Source organism: Aquabacterium sp. (genome assembly GCF_036279675.1).
In the GTDB taxonomy this organism is placed as follows: Bacteria; Pseudomonadota; Gammaproteobacteria; order Burkholderiales; family Burkholderiaceae_C; genus Aquabacterium.
Genome location: NZ_DASUIS010000122.1, coordinates 1 through 22675 on the forward strand (window position 1 = coordinate 1; position 22675 = coordinate 22675).

The window sequence follows — 22675 nt, forward strand, 5'->3', positions numbered from 1 at the left end:
GCCGCCCAGGGGCCCGCCGTGGCCCAGCAGCGGCGCGCCACTGGGTGCACCAGCGTGTAGATGATCATGCAGGCTGGCAGCAGCAGGAACACATACTTGCCCAGGGTGCCCAGTCCGCAGCACAGGCCCAGTGCGATCCACCAGATCAGCCGGTCACTTTGCATGGCGCGCCAGAAGCTCAGTGAGGCCCAGGCCCAGAAGGGGAACATCACCACGTTGGCATTGAGCTCGGTGCTCGACAGATTGAAGTAGTGCACGCCTTCCGTGGCGATCAGGGCCAGCGTGGCCAGGCGGGTGCCCAGCAAGTCCTTGCCCAGCAGCCAGGCCCCTGCCAGCCCCACCGTCACCATGAGTTGAGCCAGCAGGAACAGGGGCCAGTTGGATGTGCCCCAGCGCGCCATCTCGGCAAACCAGCCGGACAAGGGTGGGTGCTTGTAGTAACCCCATTGCCACTCGCGCCCCCACGCCAGCGCCTCGACCACATCGAGCGGCAGGTTGCGTGATACGAGCAGGGGCACCGCCGTCCAGATCATCAGGTGCAGCGCGAGCACGTACAAGGCTGTGCGGTTGTCGTCGAGGTGGCGGGCAAGCGAGCGAGAGAAGGTCATCGGAGCGTTGACGGGGCGAGCACGAAACAATGCCGCACACGCGGGTGCGGTGCGGCATTGTAGGTAAGTCAGCGCTGTCGGGGCGGCTCAGGCCGTGACCGTGGGGTCCTGCACTTCCGGGGGGCGAGCCGTTGGGGCCGGTTCGCCGGTGGCCCTGGTTTCGCTGACCGCTTTGGCCGACTGCTCGCGGCTGTGTTCCATCAGGAGCGCCTCGAAGGACTCTTCCTTCATGGGGCGGCCCAGGTAGTAGCCTTGTGCTTCGTCGCAGCCGTGGGCCACCAGGAAGGCGGCCTGTTCGTGGGTCTCCACGCCTTCGGCCACGATGCCCACTTCCAGTCGGTGGCCCATGGCGATGAGGGCGGCGACCAGCCGGCTGTCGCCAGGCGATTCGGGTACCGAGGACAGGAAGCTGCGGTCCAGTTTGAGGCGGTCAACCGGCAATTCGCGCAGATAGGCAAAGCTCGAATAGCCGACGCCGAAGTCGTCGATGGCGATGCTCACCCCGACAGCGCGCAATTGGGTCAGGATGTCGGCGGCGCGCAGCGATTCACGCACCACGACACTCTCGGTGATCTCCAGCTCCAGCGCGGTAGGCGGCAGCCTGGTTTCCTTGAGCACCTGCGCCACGAGCGCGGGGATGTCGGCCTGATCCAGCTGGACGGCTGACAGGTTCACGGCCACGCGCAAGGGCCAGCCACTGCGTTCGCGCCACTGTTGCGCCATGACGCAGGCGCGTCGCAGCACCCACTCGCCCATGGCCACGATGAGGCCGGTCTCTTCGGCCATCGGGATGAAGTCGGATGGCGGGATGAGCTTGCCGCCGTGTTCCCAGCGCAGCAAGGCTTCTGCGCCACTGATGCGGCCGGTGGCGCAATCGAACTGAGGCTGGAAGTGCAGGCGCAGTTCGTCGCGCTCCAGCGCCTTGTAGAGGTCGTTTTCCAGCACCAGCGTGTCGGCCGATGGCGATTGCATCTTGTCGCTGTACACCTGTACGCGGTTGCGGCCGTCGCTCTTGGCCTGGTACATGGCCAGGTCGGCATGGCGCATCAAGGTGATGGTGTCGGCACCGTGGTCCGGGTAGATGGCCAGGCCGATACTGGGTGTGACGCGCAATTCGTGCGAGCCGATGCGCAAGGGGTCGGCAAACAGGTCCAGCACCTTCTGGGCCACCCGCTCGCCATCCTCGACGGCAGAGATCTGCGGCAGCAGGATCACGAACTCGTCGCCACCCAGTCGGGCCACGATGTCGGAGGTGCGCATGGCGGCACGCAGGCGGCGGGCGATCTCGATGAGCACGCTGTCGCCCACATGATGGCCCAGGCCGTCGTTGATCTTCTTGAAGCGGTCCACGTCCAGGAACATCATGGCCATGTGGTGCCCTTGCCGATCGGCGATGCCCATGCAGGTCTTGAGCTGCTCCTGCAGCATGTTGCGGTTGGGCAGCGAGGTCAGGGCATCGTGCTGCGCCATGTGCTGCAGCTGGTATTCGGCATCGCGGCGCGAGGTCACGTCGTAGGCCATGGCCAGGTAGCCGCTGAGCTGGCCGAACTCGTTGCGCAACTCGGTCACGGTGATCTCGGCGATCAGGAAGCTGCCATCGTCGCGGCGCATGGTCCACTCGCTGGGCAGGCCGGGGGATTCGTGGGCGAGGTGGGTCAGGACATCCAGCTCGCGCACGGGCTCGTTGAGTCGAAGGGCCAGCATGCGAGCACGCTCGGCGACCTGGTCGGAGTCGAAGAATCGGCGTGTCGTGCAGCGGCCTACCAGTTCATGGGCCTTGGTGCCCACCAGCTTCTCGCCTGCGGGGTTCACGGTCTGAATGACACCTTGTGCATTGAGCACGAAGATCGCGTAAGGCGCGTTGTGCACGATGACGCGGCGCATCTCGTCGACCTCGTTGAGCTGGCGCTGGGCTTCGAAGATGGCGCGTTCTGCCGATTCCTGCGCGGTCAGATCGCGCAGCACGGCGATGTATTGCTTCTGGCCGTTGAGCTCCATGCTGCTGACGGCCATGTCCACGGGGAAGGTCAGGCCGTTGGCGCGCAGGCCTTCGGTGCGCCGCCCCACGCCATCAATGCCCACCTGCTGGGACTGCAGGAAGGAGTCCATGCGTTTGTCGGGCGCGTGCGTGGCCGTGGCTGGCAACAGCTTGCTGACGTGCTGGCGCACCATGTCGCTTTCTTCATGGCCGAACATCAGGCACACCGCGTGGTTCACGGTGAGGATGTCGCCAGCGGTGGACAGCGTGACGATGCCATCGACGGTGTTGTCGAGCACCGAGCGCAGGCGGCGTTCGCTGTCGCGGGCCTGCTGGCTCAGGTCCAGTGCCATGGAGGCGGCCTGGCTCTGGCGAACACCGGCGCTGCGAATGGCCCACCACAGTCCCACCGACGCGAAGATGCCGCACAGCAGCAGGGCCAGCGGATAGGCCTGCACCATCGCGTGGACGGGTTCTCTCACGAAGCGCAACTGCCAATGGCGTCCGCCAAGATCCAGCTTGGCCAGACGCACATCCGCTGCCTCATGCCGAGGCTGGCTGCGGTAGCCCTGGCGCATGTGCATGGCACTGTCAAACAGCAGCTGGGCGGGCGCTTCTTCCGGGTCCAGTTCGGAGCCCACGTCGTTGACGGTCCAGTGCAGGTGCTGCCAGTCCTTGAGCTGGGCGGCTTGTTTCATCAGTTCGGGTGTCCGTACCACGCCACTGATCATCCCCACAAAGGCCTTTCGGCGGTTTTCCGTGGTGTCGACAGGCAAGCCAGGTTGGTAGACGGGCAGGCGGATCACGATGCCGGACTCCATGTCCGAGCCCTGTTGCTGCAATGGCGCTGACACTTGCGCCAGTCCGGTATCGCGAGCGCGCTCCATCACCTCACGGCGGGCTGGATCGGACACCAGGTCTTGCCCCAGAGCGGCCTTGTTGGGCGCCATGGGCTCGTTGAACAGCACGGGCAGGTAGCCTGCGCGGTCACCTTGGGGCGTGATGTTGTAATCGGGGTAGCCGGCCGCATCCATGCTGCGGTCATTGCGGGCTGCGGCCAGGAACGCCTGCTTGTCGGCATGTTCGACCCATTCGGCGTACTGAATGGCCTGGAAGGCGGGGTACTCCCGCGCCACATCGAGGTTCTGAAAGTGCTGGTGGAAGGGCTTGCGCGCCACCTTGTCGCCGACCAGGAACATGCCCTGAAAGCTGCGCAGGACGTCTACGTAGTGATCTGCTACCTGATCCAGGTGTTCCGTGACATCGGCCGTCTGTTGGGCAAAAGCCGTATCGGCATCTTTCTGCAATGTGGCGCTGGCATGCCACCAGGACACGCCGCTGAGCAGCAGGCCGGCAACCAGCACGGCCCAGGCGCAGCGGTGCAGCCAGCGTGATTCTTCCTCGGTCTTGCGAATGTCGATCAGCATCCAGGGTCCTTGACATGCCGTCGCCCGCCTTGGAGGCGGAGCGCGTTGTCGGTGTATCGGACTGGTGCCGTCAGGCTTGACCCTCAAATGTGGGGGCGGTGCCCCGAACGCGTCGCGGGACGCTTCGGGGCGTGAAGAGTGTCACACCATGGCGATGGTGTCTAACCATGCCGTGTTCAACGCACCATGGCCATCAGTCGGGCCACGCGCTCTTCGGTCGCGGGGTGCGTGGAGAACAGGCTGCGCAAGCCATCTCCGGACAGCGGGTTCATGATCATCATCTGGGCCGTTTCCGGATGAGCCTCAGCTGCCTGCAGCGGAATGCCTTGCGCGTAGCGGTGGATCTTTTCCAGCGCACTGGCCAGTGCCTGTGGATCACCGCTGATTTCGGCGCCACCGCGGTCGGCTTCGAATTCACGCGCACGGCTGATGGCCATCTGGATCAGGCTGGCTGCCAGAGGGGCCAGGATGGCCACGGCAATGCCGGCGATCGGGTTGGCCGGCCGGCCTTCCGAGTCACGCCCGCCAAAAAAGACGGCGAAGTTGGCCAGCATGGAGATGGCACCTGCCATGGTCGCGCTGATGGTGCTGATGAGGATGTCGCGGTGCTTGACGTGCGCCAGTTCGTGCGCCATCACGCCACGCAGTTCGCGCTCGGTCAACACATTGAGGATGCCGGTGGTGGCGGCCACGGCCGCATGCTCGGGGTTGCGCCCCGTGGCAAAGGCGTTGGGCGCCGATTCGTCGATCAGGTAGACGCGCGGCATGGGCAACTGGGCGCGCTGGGCCAGTTCCTTGACCATGGCGTAAAAACGTGGCGCGGAGGTTTCATCCACCTCGCGGGCGTTGTACATCTTCAGCACCATCTGGTCCGAGAACCAGTAGCTGAAGAAGTTCATGCCCAGGGCGACGACCAGCGCCAGCATCATGCCGCTGCGGCCGCCAATCATCCCGCCAATGGCCATGAAGAGGGCGGTGATGGCCGCCATCAGGATGGCGGTTTTCATCATGTTGAACATGTGGTCGGGCCTCCTGACCCGCGATAGCAAACACACCACCTTATGGTGGCAGGGAGTTAGATAGGGTGCAAACCAAAAGGTTCAAGTCAGGGATGCGGGCAGGGCCGGGCAACTTTGCAGAAATTCACGCGCGGAGAACCGCTTGCCGCCTGGCTTCTGCAATGTGCGTAGAGACAGCGCCTGTTCTCCGCATGCCACGACCAGCGTGTCGGCTTGAGCGTGCAGCACTTCGCCAGGCGCGCCCGAGGCGGGAACCACGTCCGCAGCCCACAGCTTGATCGTCTCGGCGCCCTTGTCTCCGGCCAGCTGAAAGGTCGTGCCGGGGAACGGATCAAAGGCCCGCACACGCCGCTCGATCTCGGCGGCGGGCTGGCGCCAGTCAATGGCGGCTTCTGCCTTCTCGATCTTGTGCGCGTAGTTCACACCGTCTTCGGGTTGTGGTGTGGCCTTGAGCCCACCACACGCGGCCATTTCCAGTGCCTCGACAATCAGGCGCCCGCCCAGCGCAGCCAGTCGGTCGTGCAGCGTGGCGGTGGTGTCATCCGGGCGGATGGCTTCCTTTTCGATCACGAGCATGTCGCCCGTGTCCAGCCCGATGTCCATCTGCATGATGGTGATGCCGGTTTCGGCATCACCGGCCTCGATCGCGCGGTGGATCGGGGCAGCGCCGCGCCAGCGTGGCAGCAGTGAGCCATGGATGTTGAGGCAGCCCAGCCGAGGCAGGCTCAGCGTCCACTGCGGCAGGATCAGGCCATAGGCGGCCACCACCATCACATCGGGCGCGGCGGCCAGCAGGGCATCTTGTGCCGCCCTGGCTTCATCAGGGTACTTGCCGTCCAGCTTCAGGCTGTGAGGCTGCGCCACGGCGATGCCGTGTTGCTGTGCCAGTTGCTTGACGGGCGAGGCCTGCAGCTTCATGCCACGGCCGGCCGGGCGGTCCGGCTGGGTGAGCACCAGCGGTACTTCAAAGCCGGCGGCCAGGATGGCGCGCAGGGCCTCGCTGGCGAACTCGGGCGTGCCGGCGAAGGCGACTTTCAACTTGCTCATGCGTCGCGCTCGTCGCGGGCTTTCTTCTGCATCTTGGTCTTGATGCGGTTGCGCTTGAGCGGCGACAGGTATTCCACGAACACCTTGCCCAGCAGGTGATCGAGTTCGTGTTGCACGCACACGGACAGCAAGTCGTCGTCCGTCTCGAACTCGAAAGGCTGGCCATCGCGGTTCAGTGCGCGCACTTTCACGCGCACGTGGCGCTCGACCTTGTCATAGATCGTGGGCACGGACAGGCAGCCCTCTTCCCACACCAGCATGTCGTCGCTGGCCCAGGTGATTTCGGGGTTGATCAGCACCAGCGGCTTGTTGCGCTCCTCGCTCGTGTCGATCACGACCAGGCGCTCGTGCACATTGACCTGTGTGGCGGCCAGGCCCACGCCTTTGGCTTCGTACATGGTCTCGAGCATGTCATCGACCAGCTGGCGGATGCGGTCATCCACCTGGGCGACAGGTTTGGCGACCGTATGCAGTCGGGTATCGGGGTACTGGAGGATGGGCAACAGGGCCATGGTTCGGGTGTCGAGGAGAGGGAAATCAACAATAACGTTGTGGATGTGGCGCAACGTCAACCGAGCTGACGGGGCCGCAACCGCTGGTAACACGGGGCAATTTTGATTGCGACTGTGTCGGTTTTACGGGCAGAATCAAATGATCATTGACCAGATTTTGCCGAATATGAGGTATCCCTGCCTGCGGGAATCTCTTCGGCCGGTAATTGGAGACTGTTTTCATGACCCAGCGATCGCTGTTCCACGCGGCTCGTCAGACCCGTGCCCTGAGTGTATCGGTGCTGACCGCGCTGGGTGTGCTGGCCGGTAGTTTGACCTCCGCTCACGCTGAGGGCGTTCCCAACTACCCCATCACCCCGCAACAAAAAGCCACGGCCGCCAAGGTGGCCGAAGCAGGTGTGCCCCTGTCCGAACTCGCGCCCAACGCCCCTGACACCTATACCGTCAAGCGTGGCGACACCCTGTGGGATATCTCCAGCCTGTTCCTCAAGACCCCCTGGCGCTGGCCGGAGCTCTGGGGCATGAACATGCAGCAGATCCGCAACCCGCACCTGATCTTCCCGGGGCAGATGCTGTACCTGGACAAGAGCAACGGCCGTGCGCGCCTGCGCGTGGGCGAGCCGGTGGTGGGTGCGGGCGGCACCGTGAAGCTGTCGCCGCGCGTACGCGAAGGCAGCCTGGATGACGCCATCAGCAGCGTGCGCGTGCACCTGCTGGAGCCTTTCTTCAACGAAGCCGTCGTGTTCGACACCAGCGAAGAGCTGCTCCAGGCGCCACGCATCGTGGCCACCCAGGAAGGCCGTGTGGTGCTGTCGCGTGGTGAAACCGCCTATGTGCGCGGCGATCTGCAAGGCCGTCGCGAATTCCGCCTGTTCCGCGAACCCAAGCCACTGCGCGATCCCGCCACCCGCGAGGTGCTGGGCTTCGAAGGCCAGTTTGTGGGTACCGCCAACGTGACGCGTGAGGGCGCCGAAGGCACGGGCGCTGATGGCGGCCCCGTGGTCATCCCCTCGACCTTCTCGATCACCAGCCTGCGTCAGGAAGCCGGCGTGGGCGATCGCCTGGCCCCCGTGCCACCGCGTGAGTACACCAATATGGTGCCGCACGCTCCCGCCCAGGATCTCTCCGGCCTGATCGTCTCCATTTATGGCGACTCGCTGACGGCCGGTCAGAACCAGATCGTGGTGCTCAACAAGGGCGCACGTGATGGCATGGAGCGTGGCCATGTGCTGGCCTTGTGGCGCGCCGGTGCCACCGCCATGGACAAGACCAGCGAAGACCGCGCCGTGCTGAAGTTGCCTGACGAGCGTCATGGCTTGCTGTTCGTGTTCCGCGTGTTCGATCGCGTGTCCTACGCGCTGATCCTCAACGTGCAGGACCCTGTCAAGCCGGGCGACCGTTTCACGCAGCCCTGATCGGGCCGCAAGCACCATTGCTTCCAGGAAGAGGGCAGATGCGGTACCCACCGCGCTGCCCTTTTTCATTGGGTGAGTCGATACGATCAATAGAAGAAAGCAAACATGGAACAGGAGGAATTGCGCGCCTGGTTGCGGCTGGTGCTGACGCCGCGCGTTGGGCCGGGCACGGCGCGCAAGTTGCTGGCGGCATTGGGCTCCCCCCATGCCATTTTTGAGGCATCTGGGCTGGCGCTGTCGGCCCTGGTATCCCGGCGAGAAGCCACGGAGCTGGGGCGCGAGCCAGAGGGCCTGGATCAGCAGGTCCAGGCCACACAGGCGTGGCTGGCAGATGGCCTGCCCCTGGCCAGCGGGCGCCGTTCTCGCTTCGTCCTGAGCCTGGCCGATCCTGCGTACCCAAGGGCCTTGCTGGAGGCGGCAGACCCACCCTTGCTGCTGTTTGCCCAAGGGCAACTGGATTTGCTGGCACGCCCGGCTGTGGCCGTGGTGGGCAGCCGCCATCCCACGCCCCAAGGTCAGGAAAACGCCTATGCCTTTGCCCGGGCGCTCAGCGAGGCGGGTGTCACGGTGGTGTCGGGGCTGGCACTGGGTGTGGATGGTGCGGCGCACGCCGGGGCGCTTGACGGGCTGAGGGACGCCACCTCTGGCAGCACGATTGCCGTGGTGGGCACAGGCCTGGATCTGGTCTATCCCAAGGCGCATCAGGCTTTGGCGCAGCGCCTGAGCACGCAGGGCCTGATGCTCAGCGAGTTTGCGCTGGGCACGCCGCCCCTGTCGCCGAATTTCCCCAAGCGCAACCGCATCGTCGCCGCCTTGACCCGTGGCACCCTGGTGATCGAAGCGGCCCTGCAATCCGGCTCCCTGATCACGGCGCGGCTCGCGGCTGAAATGGGCCGCGAGGTGCTGGCCATTCCAGGTTCGATTCACTCCCCGCAGGCGCGCGGTTGCCATGCCTTGATCAAGCAGGGCGCCAAACTGGTGGAGACCGCACAGGACGTGCTCGAAGAGTTGCAGCTGGGCCAAGGCGGGCTGCCTGTGGCAGGCAATCAGGCCGGTTTGTTCGCCTCACAGGGCGATGACGAAGCGGGTGCCGCACAGGCAGAACATGCAGCCCAGGAGGCGGATCCGGTCTTGACGGCCATGGGCTATGACCCGGTCAGCCAGGAGGCCTTGAGTGCACGCACCGGCCTGGGGGCGGCCGATCTGGGCGCCAGGCTGCTGGAGCTGGAGTTGATGGGCCAGGTGGCACGCCTGCCCGGGGCCTTGTTCCAGCGCGTGGGCGCAGCCTGAGGCGGCGAGCGGGGATCGGTGATACAAACACGGGCGTGAACCAGACCATCATCCAGAACCTGGGCCAGGTGGCTTACCTGCCCACGATGGAGGCCATGCAGGCCTTCACCGACACCCGCACTGACGACACCCCCGATGAAATCTGGGTGTGCCAGCACCCGCCCACGTTCACGCAAGGCCTGGCTGGCAAGGCGGACCACGTGCTGTTCAACCCCCCGGGGCCCGATCACATTCCCGTTGTGCAGACCAACCGCGGCGGGCAGGTGACCTACCACGGGCCGGGGCAGGTGGTGGCTTACCCCTTGCTCAACCTCAAGCGGCGCGGCTACTTCGTCAAGGAGTATGTGTACCGCCTGGAGGAGGCCATCATCCGCACGCTGGCGCACCTGGGTGTCACCGGGCATCGGGTGGCGGGGGCGCCCGGCATCTATGTGCGCCTGGACGACCCTTTTGCCCACGCCGCGCTCACCGAGCCCCGTGATCCTCGGGATCCCTTCAAGGGCCTGGGCAAGATCGCCGCCTTGGGGATCAAGGTGTCGCGCCACTGTACGTATCACGGCATGGCGCTGAACGTGGCCATGGACCTGAGCCCATACGGGCGCATCAACCCCTGCGGCTACAACGGCCTGCGCACCGTTGACCTGGCCAGCATCGGCGTGCAGGTGGGCTGGGACGAGGTCGCGGCCGTGCAGGCGCATGAGCTGGATCTGCGGCTGGCCCCCTGAGTGGGTTTTCGCCGAGGCCTGCGCCAATCGGCTACATTGGCAGATGGCCGTCAACCACGCAAAGCGCGTGGGCCGGCCTTGAAGTGAAGCACCGTCATGTCCTCTGAAAACACCCCCGCTGATCCGAACCAGGCTGCTCCGGCGGCTTACGACCCCACTGCCAAGCAGAAGGCGCAGGCCAAGACGGCGCGCATTCCCATCAAGGTGGTCCCGGCAGACGAGGTGCTGCGCAAGCCCGAGTGGATCCGCGTCAAGGCCGGTTCACCCAGCACGCGCTTCTACGAGATCAAGAACATCCTGCGCGAGCACAAGCTGCACACGGTGTGCGAAGAGGCTTCCTGCCCCAACATCGGCGAGTGTTTTGGCCACGGCACGGCCACCTTCATGATCATGGGTGACAAGTGCACGCGCCGCTGCCCCTTCTGCGACGTGGGTCACGGCCGCCCGGATCCGCTGGATGTGAACGAGCCCGCCAATCTGGCCAAGACGATCGCGGCGCTCAAGCTCAAGTACGTGGTGATCACCAGCGTGGACCGCGACGACCTGCGTGACGGCGGCGCCGGCCACTTCGTGGAATGCATCCGGCAGATCCGCGAGCAGTCGCCGGCCACCCGCATCGAGATCCTGGTGCCCGATTTCCGTGGCCGCGATGACCGCGCCCTTGAAATCCTCAAGGCCGCGCCGCCCGATGTGATGAACCACAATCTGGAAACCGCGCAGCGTCTGTACAAGGAAGCGCGCCCGGGCAGCGATTACCAGTTCAGCCTGAACCTGCTCAAGAAGTTCAAGGCCCTGCACCCGGACATCCCGACCAAGAGCGGCATCATGGTCGGCCTGGGTGAGACCGACGAAGAGATCCTGCAGGTGATGCGCGACATGCGCGCGCACGACATCGACATGATCACCATCGGGCAGTACCTGGCGCCATCAGGCCACCACCTGCCAGTGCGCCGTTATGTGCATCCGGACACATTCAAGATGTTCGAGGAAGAGGCCCGCAAGATGGGCTTCACGCATGCAGCCGTGGGCGCCATGGTGCGCTCCAGCTATCACGCGGATCAGCAGGCGGCACAGGCCGGTGTGGGTGTCAGCGCCCAGCAGTCATAAGGAACCATCTGGGTTCGCTCATGTGATTCGCCGGTCAATTCCTGGCGTGTGACAGGTGCAGGCTTTCCACTTCCTTGAAGTTCTCCGCGTGGGCGCTCAGTGCTGGCAGCGTCCAGCCTTTTTTCCTGTCGAGCGCCACCGCGACAAAGTGCCATTCCACGCCAGCGCGTGCGCGATTGATGGAAATCGACTCCCGGGCAAGCTCATAGCCGCAATGGAGGAGCCAGTCCGAGATGGATGCTTCACTGGGGTCGTGACCTGGTGTGAACTTCATGGACAGGGATATGGCGTGCCTGGATGGCAAGCGGGCTTCCAGCCGGGATCCCCAGACCATCAACGTGGCTGAGAGCATGGTCAGCAAGATGGCCGCACCATAGAAGCCCACGCCCACCAGCACACCAATGGCCGATGAGGCCCAGATGGAGGCGGCAGTCGTCAGGCCACTGATGTTGAGCCCTTCTTTCATGATGACGCCTGCGCCCAGGAAGCCGACACCGGTCACGATGCCTTGCACGACCCTGGTTGGATCGGCTGCGGTGGCGTGCGCACCGTTGAATCCACCAAACCAGAAGGACGGATAGCCGACGAACACCGTCAGTGCGGCGGAGGCCATGCAGACGATGCCGTAGGTTCGCATGCCCGCTGCGCGGCCGTGATACGAGCGCTCATAGCCCACGATCAGGCCGAGAAGCAGTGCGCCCGACAGGTTCAGGAAGATGACCAGGTTCGCAGCGACCTGCTCATGAGACCAAAACGAGGCCAGCCATTGCCAGGAAAGCACCTTGTTCCTTTCAGAGTGCGGGTGTCGCCTTAGAAGGTTTCCCAATCATGTTGATTTGACGAAGAGCTTGGTGCCTCAGGGGCCTTGGCGCTGGAGGGTGCAGGGCGACTGCCGGCCGCCGTGGCTGCTGGTCGGTTCGGGCGGGAGGTTGCCTGGTTGGCTCGGGCTTGCGATGCCACATGCCCTGTCAGCTGAAACTTGTTGACGAGTTCCGTCAGCAAGGCTGCCTGATGCTTGAGGCTTTCTGCGGCCGCAGCGCTTTCTTCAACCAGTGCCGCATTCTGCTGCGTGACCTGATCCAGCTGTCCCACAGCGTCTGAAACCTGTCCGATGGTGGTGGTTTGCTCGATGGCCGACGAGGTGATCTCACCGATGAAGTCGGCCACCTTGCGTACCTGTCCCACAATGTCATTGATGGACGTGCCTGCGCTTTCGACGAGGCGCGTGCCGTTATCGACCTTCTCGGTGCTGGCGCTGATCAGCGTCTTGATTTCTTTGGCCGCTTCGGCGCTGCGTTGGGCCAAGGTGCGCACTTCCCCGGCCACCACGGCGAAGCCGCGCCCTTGCTCGCCGGCCCGAGCTGCCTCTACCGCCGCATTCAAGGCCAGGATATTGGTTTGAAAGGCGATGCCATCAATCACGGCAATGATGTCGGTTACCTTTCTGGAGCTGGCCGCGATGTCCTGCATGGTCTCGACCACCTGCCCCATCACTTCACCCCCCTGCTGAGCAGCATGGCTGGCGGAGGAGGCCAGTTGGGTTGCCTGTCGTGCGGTGTCGGCGTTCTTCTCGACGGTCGAGCGGATCTCCATCATGGAGGCGGAGGTCTGCTGCAGGTTGGAGGCCTGCTCTTCCGTGCGTTGCGACAAGTCGGCGTTGCCGGTGGCGATCTGGCTGGACCCCGTGGCGATCGAGTCCCCGGTGTTGCGAACCTGCGAGACGATGGCTGACAGGTCCTGCTGCATGCGCCCGACCGCCGCCAGCACGCTGCTTGAAGGGGCGCGGTCAGCACCAGGCACGGGGCTGAGGTCGCCTGCGGCAACACGCAGCACCGCTTCGTTGAGGTCCTTGGGTTCGGCGCCCAGGGCTTGTGTCAGGCTGACAACGAGCGTCCACCCCAGCGCAGCGGCCGAGGCAAAGGCAAACAGGCAGACGCCGATCAGCATCATGCGTTGCGTGGCGTAATCGGCTGCGGCGTCGTCCAGCATTTGCTTGGAGCGCGTTTGGGTCAGAGTCAGGTAGTCGCCCACGGCGGCCAGCAGGGCCTTGAGTGCGGGGCGGCATTCGTCATTCATCTTGGCGATGGCGGGTTCCTGCTTACCGTTCAGTGCCAACTGAACGATGTCGGTGGCAATGGGGCCGTATTTCGCTTCGATGCCGTCCACTGTCGCTACCTTGGTTCGGACCTCTTCGGGCATGCCTGGGGTGGCTGCGGCATCCTTGAGTTGCTGAAGCAGTTTGCTGACGTCTTCATGGGCCTTGGTGACGGCGGCTTTCTCATCCGTCAGGTCTTCCTGTCTGGTCACCAGCACCAGGTTGCGCGCGGCGATGGCCCGGCGATTGACTGCCCCGCGGAAGTCGGCGGCCAGCTGCGCTTGAGCCTGAATGCCGTAGACAAACTTGTCCAGACGGTCCCGCGCATTGCTCAGCGACAACAGCGACATGACGGCAAGTGCGGCCATCAGGAAAGTCATCAGGCCGATGGTCAGGGTAAGTCGAGCTCTAACTGTGAGGTTTTTCATGTTTTCTTTCCCAATAACGGGCTCCCGGTTTGTTCATCGTTCGACCCGTTGTGTATCGACCTGTTTCTGGCCGACTTGAGCTTGTTGGCGCAGGGGGGGCAGATCCGACGCAAAACCGGGTCATAGAATGCGACATGGCATGCCTGCATGTCCCTTTTCTTGTGGACACGCGCTCGGATGCGCGTGCTCAATCGATGCCACCTGTGCCATGCCGGAACCAGTAGATCCCGACGACTTCGTCAAGCCCTTTATTGCCGAGACGCTGGGTTCGAAGTCCCTGTACTTCTCGATATCGGCCATCCAGAGCAGCATGAACCTCATGCAGCCGGATGCGCTGGTGCTCGAATACTCGCGCACGATGATGGGCTTTTTGCTGTTCAATGCAGCGCCCTCGCGCATCGCGATGATTGGCCTGGGTGGTGGGTCGCTGGCCAAGTTCTGCTACAGGCACCTGCCTCAGACCCGCATGGATGTGGTCGAGATCAATCCGCATGTGGTGGCCTTGCGGGACGCCTTCCTGATCCCCAAGGATGATCGCCGCTTCAAGGTGATACTGGGCGACGGGGCAAAGTTCGTGCGGGAGGCCCCGCACCGCTACGACGTGCTCTTGCTCGATGGTTTCGACCTGCGCGGCTTGCCGACCAGCCTTTCATCGCGGCGCTTCTTCGAGCATTGCCTCGAGGCCTTGCAGGACGGCGGCATTCTGGTGGCCAACCTGCACTACAAGCATGCCCACTTCGAGATCTGTGTGGCGCGCATCCGTTCTGTGTTCAAGGACGGCGTGCAAGTGGTGGTGGAGCCTGATGAAGACAACGCCACCGTGTTCGCCCGCAAAGGCGCTGCCTTGCAGGTGCCACCCAAGGGCCGCTCGCTTCGGCCCGCCCGGCTACCCGATGTGGCCTGGGATCAGCTGGAAGGCGCGTTCGCGCACATTGTTCGCAGCCTGCGCTGATCCTGCACTTGCAGGCAGGTATCAAACCCCTGCATCTCGGTCACTTGTGTAACGGGTTGGTTCGAGCGCCGCGCCCGCCACGAGTTGCGCGCGCGCCCATGGTCACGATGCACACGGCCTGCAAGCGACGTTGTGCGCCACTGAATCGCGTACGCATGTGGTTACAGCCGCTGTGGCTTGCCACCTAGCATCCGCCGGCGTCGAGTCAAGAGGGCTCGGCACACCCACTGCGGCCGTGCGGCCGCCACTTCCCTTACACAGGAGAGAGAGATGACATTTCAAGCAATCGCTGGCAAGGCTGGTGCCGCTCTGGCCTTGACCGCAGTCGCCCTGTCTGCGCAGGCCGCCAACACCATGTGCGTGTTCGACATCATTGGCGCCAGTGGTGACGCTTTCAACATGGCCAAGGACTATGCCGTGGCCATGCAGAAGACCGGCGTGACGGTGGAGCTCAAGGGCTTCACCAATGAAACGGCTGCGGTGGAGGAGTTCCGCGCAGGCAAGTGCGATGCCTTGATGGCCACGGCCTTCCGCACCCGCCAGTTCAATGGCGTGGCAGGGTCGATCGACACCTTGGGGGCCACGACGGTGGTGCGTGATGGCAAGGTGGACATGCCTGCCAGCTATGAGGTCGTGCGCAAGGTCGTGCAGACCTTCTCCTCGCCGCAGGCTGCCAAGATGATGGTGGAAGGTGCGTATGAAATCGGCGGCATCGTGCCTTTCGGTGCGGCCTATCCGATGGTCAACAACCGCGCCATCGATTCGGTGGAGGCGCTGGCCGGCAAGAAGATCGCGGCGCTGGAATACGACCAGGCCCAGGCGATGATGGTGCAGCGTGTGGGCGGTAAGCCCGTGGCCGTGGACATCAACAACCTGTCAGCCAAGTTCAATGGTGGTGAGGTGGACATGATTGCTGCGCCCACCCTGGCCTACAAGCCGCTGGAGCTGAGCAAGGGTATCGGCGCCAAGGGTGGCATCGCGCGCTTCCCGCTGCTGATCCTGACTTATCAGGTGGTGCTCAACCAGTCCAAATTCCCTGCAGGCTTTGGCGAGAAGTCGCGTGAGCACTGGGTGGGCGAGTTCGATCGCGCCATGAAGCTGGTGCAGAACGCCGATGCCAGCATCCCTGCGGCCACCTGGATGGAAGTGTCGCCTGACCACGTGAAGAAGTACACCAGCATCCTGCGTGAGTCGCGCATCGCGATCACCAACCAGGGCGTCTACAACAAGCAGGGCCTGAAGGTCATCAAGAAGGTGCGCTGCGCCGCCAGCCCGACTGAGGCCGATTGCGCTTCGCCTTCCGAAGAAGGCTGATGCGTATCAGCGCTGGTCTGCGGGCGCCGCAGCCAGCGCTTTTTCCTGCTCGCGCGCAAAGGCGATGCAGGCACGGAAGATGGTCAGGGTGTTGATCAGGACATCGTCCAGCGGTGCCTTGCACCGCTCGGCCACCCATTGCGTGGCAATGCGCGTGTTGGCGCCCACCAGGCCATTGGCCAGCATCTTGAAGTTGAGTTTGCCTTGTGCATCCAGTGTGGGAAACATCTGATGCATGAAGCCGGCGATCAAGTGCGCGAAATCCTGTGAGGCCTTGTCGGCCAGCATGGCCATGCCTTCGCCCACATTCAGCGCATCGATCAGGGCCACGCGAGCGCGGTGAGGATCCTGGCGGATGAATTCCAGGAAGTTGCGCAAGGCTGCCTCGGCCAGCTTTTCCGGATCAGGCTGGCAACTGGCCAGGGCCATCACCGTGGTCTGCATCAGTTCGCGGCTGACCTGCGTGTACACCGCCTTGAACAGCGCTTCCATGCTGTCGAAGTTTTCGTAGAAGTAGCGCGACGTGAGTTGCGCCTGCTTGCACACGTCCCGCACGGTGGACTGGTGGTAGCCCTGCTCGCCAAACACAGCCAGACCAGCTTCGATCAATTTGGCTTTGCGTTGGCGCTGGCGTTCTTCAGGGTCGACGCCGCCGTATCGCCGTCCGGTCGTCCCCGGAGTAGAGGGTGGCTCAGGGTTAACCCTATTTCTGGAAACGGACATTGTCAAATATGATTTTGAAATTGACTATTGTCAAATTAGGTGTAACGGTGTCCATGTGGCGGCAAGCAATGTGAACACGGTCAACGCCCCCTATTGTCCCGCAAGTTGTGATGCAGGGTTGCAGATGTGCGCACGCCAGACCCCAGATACAGGTGGTCGCGTGTCCTGTATTGTTTGGCGGGATGGGTAGATGGCCTGGGTAAACACCCCGTTGTGGCGGGGTAAGCTTCAGGCCTTCTTTGAAGACAACCAAGCGGACCGAGCAGAGACAACATGAAGAACTTCAAGAACAAGGTGGCAGCCATCACGGGTGCTGCGTCAGGTATGGGGCGCACGCTGGCACTGGAGCTGGCGCGTCGCGGCTGCCATCTGGCTCTGAGTGATGTCAATGAGGTCGGTCTGGCGGAAACCGCCCAGATGGCCAGCAAGCTGGGTGTCAAGGTCACCACGGCCAAGGTCAATGTGGCCGATCGTGACGCCATGATCGCGTGGGCCAATCAGGCGGCAGCCGACCACGGCAAGGTCAACCTGATTTTCAACAATGCCGGCGTGGCATTGGGGGCTTTCCTGGACACCGTGGCGCCGAAGGATTTCGAGTGGATCATGGGCATCAACTTCTGGGGTGTGGTGTGGGGCACGCAAGCCTTCCTGCCGCACCTGAAGAAGGCTGGCGAGGGCCACATCATCAACACGTCCAGCCTGTTTGGTCTGCTGTCCTTGCCCACGCAGGGCACCTACAACTCGAGCAAGTTCGCCGTGCGCGGTTTCACTGAAGCCCTGCGTCAGGAGCTGGATCTGGAGAAGTGCGGTGTGAGCGCCACGTGCGTGCACCCAGGCGGTATCCGTACCAACATCGCACGTGACGCCAAGATGGATGACAGCATCACGGCCAAGACCGGTGGCAGCGCACAGGCAGCCAAGGAAAAGTTCGACAAGCTGCTCAACACGACGAGCGCCGAAAGCGCTGCGCTGCAGATCCTGCGCGCCGTGGAGGGCAACAAGCGTCGTGTGGTCGTGGGGCCGGACGCCAAGTTCCTTGACCTGCTGGTTCGCCTGCTGGGGTCCTGGTACCAGCCCATCACCACCTTCTTTGCCAAGAAGGGCATGCTGGGCTGATCGGCCTGGCGTGATCTGAGGTTCATCAAGCCGGGCCAGTTGTCCGGCTTTGTCGCTTAGACAGGAGTCCATCAATGTCGGCTGCTCACATCGATACAGGTGCCCAACAGGCCCAGGCCCATCCGGTCATCCGCCGTTATCAACCGCCAGCGGGGCTGCGGGAGTCCATGATGGCGGCGATCATGCGCATGGCCTTGCGCGTGAGCCTCAAGCCCTTCCTGGGCCCACCCTTTCCCTTTGTCGTGCAGCGTGTGGCGCTGGAAGTCGGTTCAGCCCTGATGCCGCAGGATGGCCGGGCGCAGGTGCAGGCCGACATGGTGGAACACATTCCGGTGGACCGTGTCACGCCCAAAGGCGCGTCGAAGAAGCCGCGTCATGCCATCCTGTATCTGCATGGTGGCGCGTTCGTGGCCGGCAGCCCCCGCACACACCGCAGCATCACGCGCCGCTTGTCGGCCATCACGGGTGCGCTGGTGCTGGCGCCGCATTACCGCCTGGCACCGGAGTCGCCGTTCCCGGCGCAACTGGATGATTGCGTGAGCTGCTATCGGCAGTTGCTCAAGGAAGGCTTCTCGCCTGATCGCATCGCCATCGCGGGTGACTCGGCGGGGGGCAACCTTACTTTCATGACGGCCATCGCGGCCATGAAGGCGGGCATGCCGGGGCCGTCATCCATCGTGATGATGTCGCCGGCGTTCAGCTTGCATCCGCTGCCCAATACGACGGCCTACGAGCGTGAGTCACGCGATCCCATGATTCGTCTGGCGTGGGCCGAGCAAGTGGAGGGGGCGTTGAATGCGCCGAAGGAGCATCCCCTGGCCAATCCCATGGCGCAAGACTTGTCCAGGTTGCCCCCGTCGCTGATCCAGGTGGGTGAGGACGAGGTGCTGTACGACAACTCGACCTGGGTGGTCGAGGCCGCCACGGCGGCGGGCCGCACGTCCGAGCTGGAGGTCTATCTCAAGCGCTGGCACGTCTTCCAGGCCCATGCGGCCCTGATGCCCAGCTCGGTCAAGGCGCTGGACCGACAGGCGGAATTCATGAAGCGCCATTGGGGCAACTGACAGACCATCTGAATGGTGAGCTGATGCGTCGGCCATGAAAAAAGGCTCCCTTTTCAGGGAGCCTTTCTTTCTTTTGGACGGGCAAGCCCGTGAACGAGGCCGAGGCCCCGTTCAGGATCACACGAAGTTGAAGTGCTCGTTGTTCATCTGCATGATGGAGCTGGTGGGCGCCATCATCGACTTCTTGTGGCCGTCGGCGCGAGGCAGCAGGCGTTCGAAGTAGAACTCGGCGGTCTGGATCTTGGCCTTGTAGAACTCGGCCGAGTCCTTGCCACCCTTGGCCAGCTTCTCGTTGGCCACGATGGCTTGCTTCAGCCAGAAGTGACCCATCATCACGAAGCCAGAGTACATCAGGTAGTCGTAGCAGGCGGCGCTGACCACGTCGCGGTCCTTGGCGGCGCGCAGCATGATGCGCAGGGTCATCATCTTCCACTGCACGGCACGCTTGAAGCTGGCGCGAGCCATCATGCCGATGGGGCCGCCATCCAGCAGGTGGGGCTTGGCCTGAGCGATCATGTCGTTGGTGAATTCCTTGATGCACCGGCCGCGGGTTTGCAGCAGCACCTTGCGGCCCAGCAGGTCGAGCGCCTGGATGCCGGTGGTGCCTTCGTACAGCGTGGAGATGCGCGCGTCACGGGCGATCTGCTCCATGCCGTGCTCCTTGATGTAGCCGTGGCCGCCGAAAACCTGCATGCCCAGGTTGGCGCACTCCAGGCCCATCTCGGTGATGAAGCCCTTGAGGATGGGGGTGTAGAAGCCCAGGCGGTCGTCGTACTCTTCGTACTTGGCCTTGTTGCCTTCGGCCACACCGGCCACCATGTTGTCGGCCAGCTTGGCGGCATGGTAGATCATCGAGCGGGCGCCTTCGGCCACGGCACGTTGCGTCAGCAGCATGCGGCGCACGTCGGCGTGCCAGATCAGGGCGTCAGCCGTGTGGTCGGCGTCCTTCTTGCCCGACAGGGCGCGCATGGAGCGGCGCTCCTTGGCGTAGGGCAGCGAACCCTGGTACGACAGTTCGGCGTGAGCCAGACCTTGCACGGCGGTACCGATACGGGCCGTGTTCATGAAGGTGAACATGGCTTCCAGGCCCTTGTTGGGCTCGGCGATCATGAAGCCGGTGGCGCCGTCGAAGTTCAGCACGGCGGTGGCCGATGCGCGGATGCCCATCTTGTGTTCGATGGCACCGCACACCACGGGGTTGCGTGCGCCAACGGAGCCGTCAGCGTTGACCATGAACTTGGGCACGATGAACAGCGAGATGCCACGGGTGCCCTTGGGGGCGTCGGGCAGGCGGGCCAGCACGATGTGGATGATGTTGGCCGACATGTCGTGTTCGCCGGCCGAGATGAAGATCTTGGTGCCGGTGAGCTTGTAGGTGCCGTCTGGCTGGGGTTCGGCCTTGGTCTTGACCTGGCCCAGGTCGGTACCGCATTGGGGCTCGGTCAGGCACATGGTGCCGGTCCACTCGCCGCTGACCAGCGGGGGCATGTAGGTGTTCTTCTGGGCTTCGGTGCCGAACTGGAAGATGGTGTTCATGCAACCCAGGCTCAGGCCGGGGTACATGGTGAACGACCAGTTGGCCGTGCCCATCATTTCCGACTTCAGCAGGTTCAGCGACATCGGCAGCTCCTGGCCACCGTACTGCTTGGGGTGCGAAATGCCTTGCCAGCCGCCGGCCACGTATTCGGCGTAGGCTTCCTTGAAGCCCTTGGGCGTGGTGACTTCACCGTTGTTGAAGGTGCAGCCTTCCTGGTCGCCGGACAGGTTCAGCGGGGCCAGCACTTCTTCGCAGAAGGTGGCGGCGCCTTCCAGGATGGCGTCGACCATGTCAGGCGTCGCATCTTCGGCGTTGGGCTGTTGGGCGTAGTGCGCGCTGTAGTCGAAGACTTCGTTGAGCAGGAAGCGCATGTCGCGCAAAGGGGCCTTGTACTGCGGCATATGTCACCTCGGTTCGGGTCTGCGCCAGACACGAGTGGCGCTGTTGGAAGAAAGGGTTGCGTTTTCGAACGATCGTTCATTTCAAACGGTCGTTCGAATCAGGGCGCATTTATACCCCAGAGTCGGGCACTTGTGGCAACTGTTTCCGCACGATCGTGCGAGTTTTGGCGTCATCTCCGGTGCATTCCCCCGGATTGGAGGGGCCACACCGAAAAAAAACCCCGCCAGATGGCGGGGTTGTGAACGGGGGGCCTTTGGTGTCGCGGGAGAACGCGACAGACCGGTCCCGACAGGGAGAGATTCCTTGCTGACGGACCTGAACACGCAGGCGAAGCGCGCCAGGATGCCAAAAGCGTCACGACTGTATGGCGCCGCAAGCCGTCTGGCGATGCGGAGATGACCTTTTCGGGTTAATGCCCAGACTGTCAGGCACCCGGCAGTTGCGTGATGGGCACTGTGTTACCCCATTTGTAGTGGGAGCAGGGGCATCGCACCAAACAAGGGCCCGGTACGACTAAGCTGGCGTCAGTCACGCGGTTTGTCCGCTTCGTTCGCTATCCAGGAGCCAGCCATGTACGACCTGCACATCGCCAACAAGAACTATTCGTCCTGGTCCTTGCGGCCCTGGTTGCTGCTGCGTCAGCTGGGCCTGCCGTTCTCCGAGCACATGCACCCCTTCGGGCCGGGCTCCAACTGGCAGTCCTTTCGGACCGTTTCACCCACTGGCAAGGTCCCTTGCCTGCATGCTGATGGCGAGGTGGTCTGGGATTCGCTGGCGATTGCGGAATACCTGGCCGAGCGCCATCCGGGTGTGTGGCCAGCCGATGCCGCGGCGCGGACCTGGGCGCGATGCGCCTCGGCCGAGATGCACTCGGGCTTTGCCACGCTGCGCGTGGTCTGCTCGATGAATTGCGGTGTGCGCATCCAGTTGCATGAGGCCGAGCGTGCACGCATTCAAGCTGATCTGAACAGGCTGGACGAACTCTGGTGCGATGGCCTGGCGCGTTTTGGAGGCCCCTTCCTGGCCGGCCCCGACTTCACGGCCGTGGACGCCTTCTTTGCCCCGGTGGCGTTTCGCATCCAGACTTACGGCCTGATCCTGTCTTCTCAGGCCATGGCCTACGCGGATCACCTGCTGGGTCTGCCTGCCACGAGGCAATGGAACGAAGAGGCCTTGAAGGAGCCCTGGCGCGAGCAGGAGCACGAGGATTGGTCACTCAAGCACGGGCGCTTGCTCGCAGATCTGCGTTGAAGATTTTTTCCGTATCGGTGTAAGGACTGGGCATCGAGCCCGACTACTCGGTGTCCCGAGCGAAATCCGCCGGGTTCTTTTGATCTCAACACCTCACCGAACGGAGAAATCACATGACTTCACGCAATACCGCATCCCTGGCCACCGCTGCCGCACTGATGGCCCTGAGCTCGGCCGTCTTCGCTGCCGAGGCGCCTGCGGGCAGCATGGGGGCCGCCGTTGCCGCCAGCGACAAGGTGCATTGCTACGGCGTGCACAGCTGCAAGGGCAACAGCGACTGCAAGACCGCCGAGCACGGTTGCAAGGGCCAGAACGCCTGCAAGGGCCACGGCTTCAAGGCCATGGACGCGAAGGCCTGCCTGACCAAGGGCGGCACCATCGGCGACATCGGCGCCAAGTAAGCAGCAGGGGGCGTCAACATGAGCAAACACCAACCGGCTCACGGTGGCCCTGTGCGCCTGACGCAGCCCTCGCCCGGCTTTGGCCTGGGGCTGCGCACGGCGCACTACGCGGACTTTCTGGCGGCGCCACAGCGTGTGGACTGGCTGGAGATCATCAGCGACAACTACCTGGTGCCGGGTGGCAAACCATTGCGCATGCTGGACGCCATCCGTGAGCGCTATCCCGTGGCCATGCATGGCGTGGCCTTGTCGATCGGCTCGGTG

General features: G+C 63.6%; 20 protein-coding genes. 11 read left to right on the top strand and 9 right to left on the bottom strand.

Translation table 11 applies throughout. The annotated features are described in order from the left end of the window. From VFW93_RS14115 to def, 5 genes are all read right to left on the bottom strand, one after another. A partial coding sequence (locus VFW93_RS14115; protein ID WP_329694623.1) for a glycosyltransferase family 39 protein occupies nucleotides 1–608 on the bottom strand: 608 nt, incomplete at its 3' end. An 87-nt stretch (nucleotides 609–695) separates the two neighbouring features. Then, the gene (locus tag VFW93_RS14120; protein WP_329694624.1) at nucleotides 696–4013 is read right to left on the bottom strand and encodes a bifunctional diguanylate cyclase/phosphodiesterase; all 3318 of its coding nucleotides are present in this window, start codon (nucleotides 4011–4013) and stop codon (nucleotides 696–698) included. A gap of 176 nt (nucleotides 4014–4189) precedes the next feature. Beyond that, complete coding sequence (gene htpX / locus VFW93_RS14125) at nucleotides 4190–5032, bottom strand: zinc metalloprotease HtpX (RefSeq protein WP_329694625.1); 843 nt, start codon at nucleotides 5030–5032, stop codon at nucleotides 4190–4192. Between the two features lie 81 nt (nucleotides 5033–5113). Further along, nucleotides 5114–6070 carry a methionyl-tRNA formyltransferase gene (fmt, locus tag VFW93_RS14130; RefSeq protein WP_329694642.1) on the bottom strand — a complete coding sequence of 319 codons (957 nt, stop codon included), beginning with the start codon at nucleotides 6068–6070 and terminating at the stop codon, nucleotides 5114–5116. A gap of 5 nt (nucleotides 6071–6075) precedes the next feature. Then, on the bottom strand, nucleotides 6076–6591 hold the full coding sequence (gene def, locus VFW93_RS14135; RefSeq protein WP_329694626.1) for a peptide deformylase: 516 nt from the start codon (nucleotides 6589–6591) through the stop codon (nucleotides 6076–6078). Nucleotides 6592–6812: 221 nt separating this feature from the next. On the opposite strand from def, the gene VFW93_RS14140 reads away from it, so the two are divergent. From VFW93_RS14140 to lipA, 4 genes are all read left to right on the top strand, one after another. Beyond that, nucleotides 6813–8006 (top strand): LysM peptidoglycan-binding domain-containing protein, encoded by a 1194-nt coding sequence (locus VFW93_RS14140; protein WP_329694627.1) that lies wholly within the window; start codon nucleotides 6813–6815, stop codon nucleotides 8004–8006. A 105-nt stretch (nucleotides 8007–8111) separates the two neighbouring features. Beyond that, nucleotides 8112–9296 carry a DNA-processing protein DprA gene (dprA, locus tag VFW93_RS14145; protein WP_329694628.1) on the top strand — a complete coding sequence of 395 codons (1185 nt, stop codon included), beginning with the start codon at nucleotides 8112–8114 and terminating at the stop codon, nucleotides 9294–9296. Between the two features lie 35 nt (nucleotides 9297–9331). After that, nucleotides 9332–10021 carry a lipoyl(octanoyl) transferase LipB gene (gene lipB, locus VFW93_RS14150; protein ID WP_329694629.1) on the top strand — a complete coding sequence of 230 codons (690 nt, stop codon included), beginning with the start codon at nucleotides 9332–9334 and terminating at the stop codon, nucleotides 10019–10021. A gap of 96 nt (nucleotides 10022–10117) precedes the next feature. After that, complete coding sequence (gene lipA, locus VFW93_RS14155) at nucleotides 10118–11128, top strand: lipoyl synthase (RefSeq protein WP_329694630.1); 1011 nt, start codon at nucleotides 10118–10120, stop codon at nucleotides 11126–11128. A gap of 34 nt (nucleotides 11129–11162) precedes the next feature. On the opposite strand, the gene VFW93_RS14160 is transcribed toward lipA, so the two are convergent. Further along, on the bottom strand, nucleotides 11163–11909 hold the full coding sequence (locus VFW93_RS14160; protein WP_329694631.1) for an MgtC/SapB family protein: 747 nt from the start codon (nucleotides 11907–11909) through the stop codon (nucleotides 11163–11165). A gap of 29 nt (nucleotides 11910–11938) precedes the next feature. Next, nucleotides 11939–13651, bottom strand: a complete 1713-nt coding sequence (locus tag VFW93_RS14165) for a methyl-accepting chemotaxis protein (RefSeq protein ID WP_329694632.1) — start codon at nucleotides 13649–13651, stop codon at nucleotides 11939–11941. A 208-nt stretch (nucleotides 13652–13859) separates the two neighbouring features. On the opposite strand from VFW93_RS14165, the gene VFW93_RS14170 reads away from it, so the two are divergent. Both VFW93_RS14170 and VFW93_RS14175 read left to right on the top strand, forming a co-directional pair. Then, nucleotides 13860–14603, top strand: coding sequence for a fused MFS/spermidine synthase (locus tag VFW93_RS14170; protein ID WP_329694633.1), 744 nt, complete (start codon nucleotides 13860–13862; stop codon nucleotides 14601–14603). Nucleotides 14604–14873: 270 nt separating this feature from the next. Beyond that, nucleotides 14874–15917 carry a putative solute-binding protein gene (locus tag VFW93_RS14175; protein WP_329694634.1) on the top strand — a complete coding sequence of 348 codons (1044 nt, stop codon included), beginning with the start codon at nucleotides 14874–14876 and terminating at the stop codon, nucleotides 15915–15917. Nucleotides 15918–15923: 6 nt separating this feature from the next. Here VFW93_RS14175 and VFW93_RS14180 read toward each other — a convergent pair whose 3' ends face one another. Continuing rightward, entirely contained in the window at nucleotides 15924–16526 is a 603-nt protein-coding gene (locus tag VFW93_RS14180) for a TetR/AcrR family transcriptional regulator (protein ID WP_329694635.1), read from the bottom strand. A 387-nt stretch (nucleotides 16527–16913) separates the two neighbouring features. On the opposite strand from VFW93_RS14180, the gene VFW93_RS14185 reads away from it, so the two are divergent. Both VFW93_RS14185 and VFW93_RS14190 read left to right on the top strand, forming a co-directional pair. Beyond that, nucleotides 16914–17756, top strand: a complete 843-nt coding sequence (locus VFW93_RS14185) for an SDR family NAD(P)-dependent oxidoreductase (RefSeq protein WP_329694636.1) — start codon at nucleotides 16914–16916, stop codon at nucleotides 17754–17756. A gap of 74 nt (nucleotides 17757–17830) precedes the next feature. Further along, nucleotides 17831–18820, top strand: coding sequence for an alpha/beta hydrolase (locus tag VFW93_RS14190; protein WP_329694637.1), 990 nt, complete (start codon nucleotides 17831–17833; stop codon nucleotides 18818–18820). A 117-nt stretch (nucleotides 18821–18937) separates the two neighbouring features. Here the strand turns inward: VFW93_RS14190 and VFW93_RS14195 are convergent, their stop codons facing one another. After that, on the bottom strand, nucleotides 18938–20758 hold the full coding sequence (locus VFW93_RS14195; RefSeq protein WP_329694638.1) for an acyl-CoA dehydrogenase C-terminal domain-containing protein: 1821 nt from the start codon (nucleotides 20756–20758) through the stop codon (nucleotides 18938–18940). Between the two features lie 571 nt (nucleotides 20759–21329). On the opposite strand from VFW93_RS14195, the gene VFW93_RS14200 reads away from it, so the two are divergent. The 3 genes from VFW93_RS14200 to VFW93_RS14210 form a co-directional block, all read left to right on the top strand. Further along, nucleotides 21330–22010, top strand: a complete 681-nt coding sequence (locus VFW93_RS14200; protein WP_329694639.1) for a glutathione S-transferase family protein — start codon at nucleotides 21330–21332, stop codon at nucleotides 22008–22010. Between the two features lie 113 nt (nucleotides 22011–22123). After that, the gene (locus tag VFW93_RS14205) at nucleotides 22124–22411 is read left to right on the top strand and encodes a hypothetical protein (RefSeq protein ID WP_329694640.1); all 288 of its coding nucleotides are present in this window, start codon (nucleotides 22124–22126) and stop codon (nucleotides 22409–22411) included. 18 nt (nucleotides 22412–22429) lie between these two features. Then, nucleotides 22430–22675 (top strand): DUF692 family multinuclear iron-containing protein (locus VFW93_RS14210; protein WP_329694641.1); only part of this gene is annotated, 246 nt, incomplete at its 3' end.